Raw genomic sequence first — 7,047 nt, forward strand, 5'->3', positions numbered from 1 at the left:
ATCCCGCCAGGGGCAATGACTTCCCCGGTGCGGGGTTGTTGTTGCCCCTTCATTCCTTTGTGAAAGGACAAGCAACAATGCTGGAAAACATTCTGGTGCCGCGCGCCTACCCGCTCGCGAGCACCTTCAACCTCGACCCCAATGAAGTGGATCCCACGATCGAGGTGATCGGCTACGATATTCCGGACCCCGGCACCATTGATGATCCGGAACTGCAAAGCCATGCGGCATTCCTGAAGGCTGCCGTGCCAGAGGTCGATCCGGGCTACCAGTTCCGCCGCGAACTCATCCGCGACGTCTTCTACTGGTGGGACTTCGGCGAGGACGTGCTGCTGCTCTACGGCCCGACCGGGGCCGGCAAGACATCGCTCTTCGAGCAATGGTGTGCGCGCTTGGGGGTGCCTCTGTTTAGCTTCCGTGGTCACCGCGACTTCAAGGAGCACGAGGCCTTCGGGCACAAGGATCTGGTGGACGGCAATACCGTCTTCACGCCCGGCCCGATGACACTGGCGGCACAATACGGCCTGCCGGTGATCTGCAACGAGTACGATCGCATCCAGCCGGGGAAAGCCATCGTCTTCAACGACGTTTTCGAAGGCCGGCCCTTCCCGGTCCCGGGCAACCACAGTCAGATCGTGGTGCCAACGCCCGGGTTTCGCGCCGTGCTTACCGCCAACACCAACCTTGTGGAGGATCCGTCAGGGAACTACCAGACGGCCGTCGCCGCGGACACGTCGCTCCTCGAGCGCATCTACGCGGTGAAGGTCGGTTATCCCGACGTTGAAACCGAGGTGGGCATGCTCAAGAAAGCCCTGGCGGGCTTCGATGACGCGCTGCTCGCCTACTGGTTCGACCAGGAAGGCATCAAGGTGGGCACCGCCAGCGGGATCAAGACGGGCTCGGCGGTCAGCCGCGACGAGTTCATCTCCGGCATGGTGGAAGTAGCCAACAAAATCCGCGCCCAGTCGAAAGACGGCGGATCGGCCGATGACGCCGCGCTCGAGCGCACGATGTCCACGCGCATCCTGCGCAAGTGGGCGGTGCACACCATCCGGCACGCCAAGTCGCCGGAGAAGTACGGCAAGAGCGCGCTGCACCTGGCGCTCAAGAAGTACCTGAGCGGCCTGGCCACCGAGTCGACCACCATCGCGCTGCACCAGGCCGTTGAGACGGTGTTTGGCATCAGCGAAGACCTGAAATAAGGAGCGCCCATGAGCAAGTTCAAGGGCGTTGCCTACTGGTCAGGAGATGGTTTGCCGGCCGACTGGCCCGAGCGTGCCATCGAGCGCCTGGCCCCCGCAAGGGGGCATGGGTGCGAGATCGAGCGTGAGACGGCTGGTATCCGGCTGCGCTTTGGCGAAGACGGGATGATCGTTCCGTTCATGACGGGGCAGTCGCAGGGGGCGGTGCCGCAAGGCAAGGCTTCCGGCGCGCTGGCGGTGTGCATGATGGGGCTTGCCAGAAACCCTGGCGGGATTGCGCTGGCGGACGATGAGGGGCAGATATTGCCAACACTCATTCGTCAGTCGCACCCGCTGTTCGGGGCGGACTGGGAGCGGGTGCAGGCGCTTGCCGAGGCCCTGGGGAGGATGCCGGGCCGCGACTTCATGTTGCGGCATGGCGAAACCCTGCGCGGCTTGATCTAGGGAGGAAACAATGGAAACGCCATTGCTGATTATCCTGGGGCTGGTCGGACTACAAATCCTCAACGAAGCCGAAGCGCTGTACTGGCTAGGCCGGATTGCAGGGCGGTTTGCGTCGATATTCGTGAAACCGGGCCCCACAAGCGGGCGCTACAACTCGGGCGAGAGCCTGGTTGTGCGCGAAATCGAGCACGGTCGCGCCACGCTTATGGTGAGAAGGGACGCTGCGGCCAAGGCCGCCTCGGCCCACCTTATCGTCTGGGGCGCCGGAGGCCACATGTTGGGCAAAACCTACCATGATCTTGGCAGCCGGCCCGCGGAGACCTTCGGCACGGAGGTGGTGGAAGCTTTCATTGCTACCGCCAACGAGCGGCTAAAGCAGATGGCAAGCGCGAAGGAGTCGCAGGACAAGCCGGCGGGGACGCCAGCGAAGACTGCGCCTACCGAGGGAGAACTGGCCATCAGCGTCAAACGCGTGCCGACTGTCACGCGCGGCATGATCCTCGAGATCGGCTTCATGAAGCGCGCCATGTCGGACAGGGAGATCTCCCAGTTCGGCGTGCGCTACCGCACCACAGAAGGCGTCGAGGACGTCGTTTGGGGCGTGGATCTGAAGCGTGCGCTCAAGGAGGCGGAAGCCACCGTCGGCGACAAGGTGGAAATCCTCAAGGTCGGCCGCAAGGTTGTCGAAGAGGGTAGAGCACCAATGAATCTTTGGAAGATTGCGAAGATTTTGTAAGCGATTAGTGAAGCGGGGCCCATCCGGGTTCCCGCTTCGCTTCTTTTGCCATGCGCCCTTACCTGGACGCAGCGCAAAGGATTTTTCTCTCATCGAGAGAACGTGCCCGGTAGTCAATTCGGGCCGGCGCCGCATCCAGCGGCACACCTTCGCATGCGGAGGAAATATTCCTGCGGCGCCCATATCGGATCGGTAAGATCGGAAGGGTGAAGCAAGGAAAGCGTGCGCTTCCGCGCACATCGACGCCCAACGCCGCAAGGCGCGGGCATAACCGGCGACGGCGGGCATGCACAAAGCCGTCGCACGACAACTGAAAGGAAGGCAACAATGGCTTCAATCAACAAAGTGATCCTGATCGGTAACCTCGGCGCGGACCCGGAAACCCGTCACGCACCGTCAGGGGATGCGATCTGCAACCTGCGCCTGGCCACCACCGACACCTGGAAGGATCGGGAAACCGGTGAGAAGAAAGAGGCCACCGAATGGCACCGCGTTTCCCTCTTCGGCAAGCTGGCGGAAATCGCCAACCAGTACCTGAAGAAGGGCAGCCAGGTCTACATCGAGGGCTCGCTTCGCACGCGCAAGTGGCAGGACAAGGACGGCCAGGACCGCTACACCACCGAGATCCGCTGCGACACGCTGAAGATGCTCGGCAGCCGTCAGCAGTCCGGCGGCGAGCAGGCCCCGGCGCCGCGTCCCGCGCAAGCCCCGCAAGGCGGCGGCACACCGGCGCGCCGGCCTGTTCCGGCGGGGGGTGATTTCGACGACGATATCCCGTTCTAAAGTACACCTGGTTTTAAAAAGTAAATAAAGCCCGGTAACCCTTCGCGCGGGGCGACATGAGCGGCGACCCCGCTTTCACGAAGCAGGATCGCGTGAAACGCATTCGCGTTTGATCCGGTAATCCCACCAATCGGCGGGGCGGCGCCTTCTCGGGTGCCGCCCCGTTTCTTTTCCATGGAGACCCACATCATGTACGGTCACCCATCCATGACCGCGTTCGGCCCCGAACTCGTGTCATCCATGAGTGAGCTCGCGGAGGCCATCAAGCGCCGACAGCTGCTGAAACCTGCCGGCCGTTTTGGTCTGCTGGCCGGCGGAGCCAGCTTCGCCGTCGGCTTGCTGCCCTCCGGGCATATCGAGATCGACGGCACGGTGCCGCCTCTGCACCTGGAGAGGGAGTTCGACGCCATGCTCAGGCAGTCGCCCGCGCTGGTCGAAGACATCACGGAGGCAGCATGCACAATCGTTTGATACCCGTCACCAGCAGCAACATCGAGGCTGTGGCGTTCGACGAACTCAGGGAGCGCTTGTACGTTGTCTTCAAGAACCGGCGGCAATATCGCTACGACAACGTACCCTCTAGTCTCTGGGAGCAATTGCTCGTCGCAGGCTCAAAGGGTGGCTTCTTCAACCTCAGCATCAGGGATAAATTCAGCGCAACCGAACTGACAATCCATGTGCTCAATGAAGAGCTGGACGCCCTTCCGGGCGCCGCCACCGAGAAGAAAAAAGCGAGCAAGCCCAAAGCCAGGAAACTGGCTACGCTGTCCAATGGGATGCTTGCGCAGTATCCGTTTCTCAGGATGGTTTAACCCTCACTGCTGTTGCGGGGGGGGCAGATTCTGCACCCCCCGCTCCTAGCGGAGGGGATTTTTCAAGAGGCCCCGGCTTCTTGAAAAATCCCACCCCTTGCAATTCAGATCGGATTCGTATATGTTTAACAAATAAGTGGTTCTACGCCCTTCATGGGCCGGGTAAGCCCGTCATAGCTTGACCTCCTTCCGCCGTCTGGCGGGACGCGCCCAGAGCGCACCAAATTCATCCCGAACGGGAGCGTCCCCGCGAGGGGTACACGTCTCCGGTTCGGTCCCTGCGTTGTAATTTTCGGGGCTTACAGCCCCTGTTTGTCTTATCGCACCCAAAACCCGGCAGGGTTGCGGGCGACCAACCAAACCGAAAGGAGATCGACCATGAACATGGACGAGGGCCCCCTGTTGCCTGAAATGCAGGAAATCAGCGTTGTCACGCTGCGCGAGAAGTACGCCAAGGAAGGCGAAACCAGCGTGGATGACGTGCGTGCCCGCGTGGCCCGTGCACTTGCCGCCAACGAAGCCGATCCGGCCAAGTGGGAAGGCAGGTTCCTCGAAGTGCAGCGCGCCGGCTTTGTGCCGGCGGGGCGCATCGACTCGGCCGCTGGCACCAGCCTGCAGGCCACGCTCATCAACTGCTTCGTGCAGCCGGTGGGCGATTCGGTAACCGAAACCATCGATGGCGTGCCGGGGATCTATACGGCACTTGCCCAGGCGGCGGAAACCATGCGGCGCGGCGGCGGGGTCGGTTACGACTTCTCTCGCATTCGCCCGCGCGGTGCAGCCGTCAAGAGCACTGCTTCGCGCGCGAGCGGCCCGATCAGCTACATGCGGGTCTTCGACCGCTCGTGCGAGACGGTGGAGTCGGCCGGCGCGCGCCGCGGCGCCCAGATGGGCGTACTGCGTTGCGACCATCCGGACATTGAGGAATTCATCGCCGCCAAGCAGCAGGAGGGCAGTCTCACCAACTTCAACATCTCAATCGCCGCCACCGATCGTTTCATGGAAGCGGTGCAGGCTGACGGGGATTGGGAGTTGGTGCATTCGGCCGCCCCAAGCGTCGAAGCGGTTCCCGATGCCGTACAACGCGCCGATGGCCAGTGGGTCTATCGCGTGGTCAAGGCAAGGCACCTGTGGGAGCGCGTCATGCGCGCGACCTACGACTACGCCGAGCCTGGGGTGTTGTTCATCGATCGCGCCAACACGGAGAACAACCTGGCGTACATCGAGCGGCTCGAGTGCACGAACCCATGCGCCGAACAGTGGCTCCCGCCGTATGGCTGCTGCTGTCTGGGGTCGATCAATCTCACCCGATACGTGCGCAACCCCTTCACCGGGGAAGCGAGCTTCGACTGGGAGGGGTTTTCCGCGCAGATCAAGGTCGCGGTGCGCATGCTCGACAACGTGCTCGACGTCACGCACTGGCCGCTGCCCGAACAACGTGAAGAGGCCATGTCGAAGCGGCGCATTGGATTGGGCTTTCTTGGCCTGGGCGATGCGCTGGTGATGATGACGCTTCGCTATGATTCGGAACCCGCGCGTGCGCTGGCCGAAAAAATCACGGAAGTCATGCGTGACGAAGCATACCTTGCAAGTTGCGACCTGGCGGCGGAGAAGGGCGCCTTCCCGGCGTTCGACGCCGAGAAGTATCTTGCCGGAGGCTTTGCCAACCGGCTGCCGGAAAGCATTCGCATGCGTATTCTGGAGACGGGGTTGCGCAACTCGCACCTGTTGTCCATTGCGCCGACAGGAACGACGAGCCTGGCATTTGCCGACAACGCTTCGAACGGAATCGAACCGGCTTTCAGCTGGGTGTACAACCGCAAGAAGCGCGAGCAGGACGGCAGTCATAAGATCTACCAGGTCGAGGACTATGCCTATCGGCTCTACCGCAGCATGGGCCACGATCCCTCCAGCCTGCCGGAGAATTTCGTCTCCGCACTGGAGATCTCCGCGACGGCGCACCTGCAGATGGTGGCGGCCGTGGCCCCGTTTATCGATTCCGCGATCAGCAAGACGGTGAACGTGGCCGAGGATTATCCTTACGAGGAGTTCGAAAGGCTCTACCTCGATGCGTGGCGGGCCGGGCTGAAAGGGCTGGCCACCTACCGGCCAAGCAAGGTGCGCGGCGCGGTGCTCTCTGTGAAAGCCGAAAAGCCCGCTGGCACCGCCATCGATCTTGACCGGCGCCTGGTGCTCAAGAAGCTGCCCGAGCCGGTCATGGGCAGCCTGCGCTGGCCTGGCCGGCCGAATCTGCCGACGGGCAATCCGTCCTGGACCTACATGGTCGAGGGCGAGGAGCCGTTTGCGGTTTTCGTCGGGCATGTCCAGAACGGTCGTGCGCATCCCTTCGAAGTCTGGGTCAATGGCGCCGAGCAGCCGCGAGGCCTTGGCGCGGTGGCCAAGACCCTTTCGGCGGACATGCGCAACCAGGACCGGGCGTGGCTGGCGAAAAAGTTGATCGCGCTGGCTAAAACCGAGGACAACAAGCGGATCGCCATGCAACTGGGGGAAACTCCGGTGCTGGTGACGAGCGCCTCGGCCGCGCTGGCGAAGGTCGTGCAATTCCGGCTCAAGCAACTCGGGCTGGAAGACGTGCCGTTCGACGAGGAGCCGACCCCGCTCATGGATGCCTTGATGGCACCCAAGGAGCCCAAGGGAGTCACGCTTTCCTGGACGGTGGATGTGCTCAATGCCGCGACGGGCGATGATTTCGTTCTGTTCCTGAAAGAAATGGAAACGGACGATGGCCGGCGCCGGCCCTACAGCATCTGGTTCTCCGGGAAATACCCCAGGGAGCTGGACGGGCTGTTGAAACTCATCTCGATCGACATGCAGGTGATCGACCCGGCCTGGGTCGCCATGAAGCTGAGAAAGCTGCTGAGCTACGCCGAACCGATGGGGCACTTCTTCGCCCGTATCCCGGGGCAGGAGAAGCCGCGCAATTGGCCTTCCACTGTCTCCTATGTGGCGGCGCTGGTGCTCGACCGCTACCGTCAGCTGGGGTGGCTGGATGCCGAAGGGCATCCGGTCGCCCAGATGGGGGTTATGGTGGTCGAGAAAAAAAGCGCGA

8 protein-coding genes are annotated in these 7,047 nt (G+C 62.4%); 7 read left to right on the forward strand and 1 reads right to left on the reverse strand.

Going from position 1 to position 7,047, the window contains the following annotated elements; translation table 11 throughout:
• Positions 1 to 77: 77 nt before the first annotated feature.
• The 4 genes from HS122_19750 (at position 78) to ssb (ending at position 3,165) form a co-directional block, all read left to right on the forward strand.
• Positions 78 to 1,202: an AAA family ATPase gene (locus tag HS122_19750; GenBank protein ID MBE7540629.1), complete on the forward strand. Its 1,125-nt coding sequence runs from the start codon at positions 78 to 80 to the stop codon at positions 1,200 to 1,202.
• A gap of 9 nt (positions 1,203 to 1,211) precedes the next feature.
• The gene (locus HS122_19755; protein MBE7540630.1) at positions 1,212 to 1,646 is read left to right on the forward strand and encodes a hypothetical protein; all 435 of its coding nucleotides are present in this window, start codon (positions 1,212 to 1,214) and stop codon (positions 1,644 to 1,646) included.
• A gap of 10 nt (positions 1,647 to 1,656) precedes the next feature.
• The gene (locus HS122_19760; GenBank protein MBE7540631.1) at positions 1,657 to 2,382 is read left to right on the forward strand and encodes a hypothetical protein; all 726 of its coding nucleotides are present in this window, start codon (positions 1,657 to 1,659) and stop codon (positions 2,380 to 2,382) included.
• A gap of 327 nt (positions 2,383 to 2,709) precedes the next feature.
• Positions 2,710 to 3,165: a single-stranded DNA-binding protein gene (gene ssb, locus HS122_19765; GenBank protein MBE7540632.1), complete on the forward strand. Its 456-nt coding sequence runs from the start codon at positions 2,710 to 2,712 to the stop codon at positions 3,163 to 3,165.
• Here the strand turns inward: ssb and HS122_19770 are convergent.
• A complete protein-coding gene (locus HS122_19770; GenBank protein MBE7540633.1) occupies positions 3,162 to 3,341 on the reverse strand; it encodes a hypothetical protein in 180 nt (59 codons plus the stop codon). The genes ssb and HS122_19770 overlap by 4 nt on opposite strands.
• On the opposite strand from HS122_19770, the gene HS122_19775 reads away from it, so the two are divergent.
• From HS122_19775 to HS122_19785, 3 genes are all read left to right on the forward strand, one after another.
• Positions 3,340 to 3,636, forward strand: a complete 297-nt coding sequence (locus tag HS122_19775) for a hypothetical protein (GenBank protein ID MBE7540634.1) — start codon at positions 3,340 to 3,342, stop codon at positions 3,634 to 3,636. The genes HS122_19770 and HS122_19775 overlap by 2 nt on opposite strands.
• Entirely contained in the window at positions 3,621 to 3,977 is a 357-nt protein-coding gene (locus HS122_19780) for a KTSC domain-containing protein (GenBank protein ID MBE7540635.1), read from the forward strand. The genes HS122_19775 and HS122_19780 overlap by 16 nt, the downstream gene beginning before the upstream one ends.
• A gap of 378 nt (positions 3,978 to 4,355) precedes the next feature.
• Positions 4,356 to 7,047, forward strand: a 2,692-nt coding sequence (locus HS122_19785; protein MBE7540636.1) for an adenosylcobalamin-dependent ribonucleoside-diphosphate reductase, incomplete at its 3' end; no start/stop codon positions are given.

This window comes from Opitutaceae bacterium (assembly GCA_015075305.1).
Lineage (GTDB): Bacteria > Verrucomicrobiota > Verrucomicrobiia > Opitutales > Opitutaceae > UBA6669.

Bases quoted from the DNA above. Each gene is read 5' to 3' on its own strand.
- HS122_19750 (MBE7540629.1), top strand. From the start codon at position 78: ATGCTGGAAAACATTCTGGTGCCGCGCGCCTACCCGCTCGCGAGCACC.
- HS122_19755 (MBE7540630.1), top strand. From the start codon at position 1,212: ATGAGCAAGTTCAAGGGCGTTGCCTACTGGTCAGGAGATGGTTTGCCG.
- HS122_19760 (MBE7540631.1), top strand. From the start codon at position 1,657: ATGGAAACGCCATTGCTGATTATCCTGGGGCTGGTCGGACTACAAATC.
- ssb (MBE7540632.1), top strand. From the start codon at position 2,710: ATGGCTTCAATCAACAAAGTGATCCTGATCGGTAACCTCGGCGCGGAC.
- HS122_19775 (MBE7540634.1), top strand. From the start codon at position 3,340: ATGGAGACCCACATCATGTACGGTCACCCATCCATGACCGCGTTCGGC.
- HS122_19770 (MBE7540633.1), bottom strand. From the start codon at position 3,341: ATGGAAAAGAAACGGGGCGGCACCCGAGAAGGCGCCGCCCCGCCGATT.
- HS122_19780 (MBE7540635.1), top strand. From the start codon at position 3,621: ATGCACAATCGTTTGATACCCGTCACCAGCAGCAACATCGAGGCTGTG.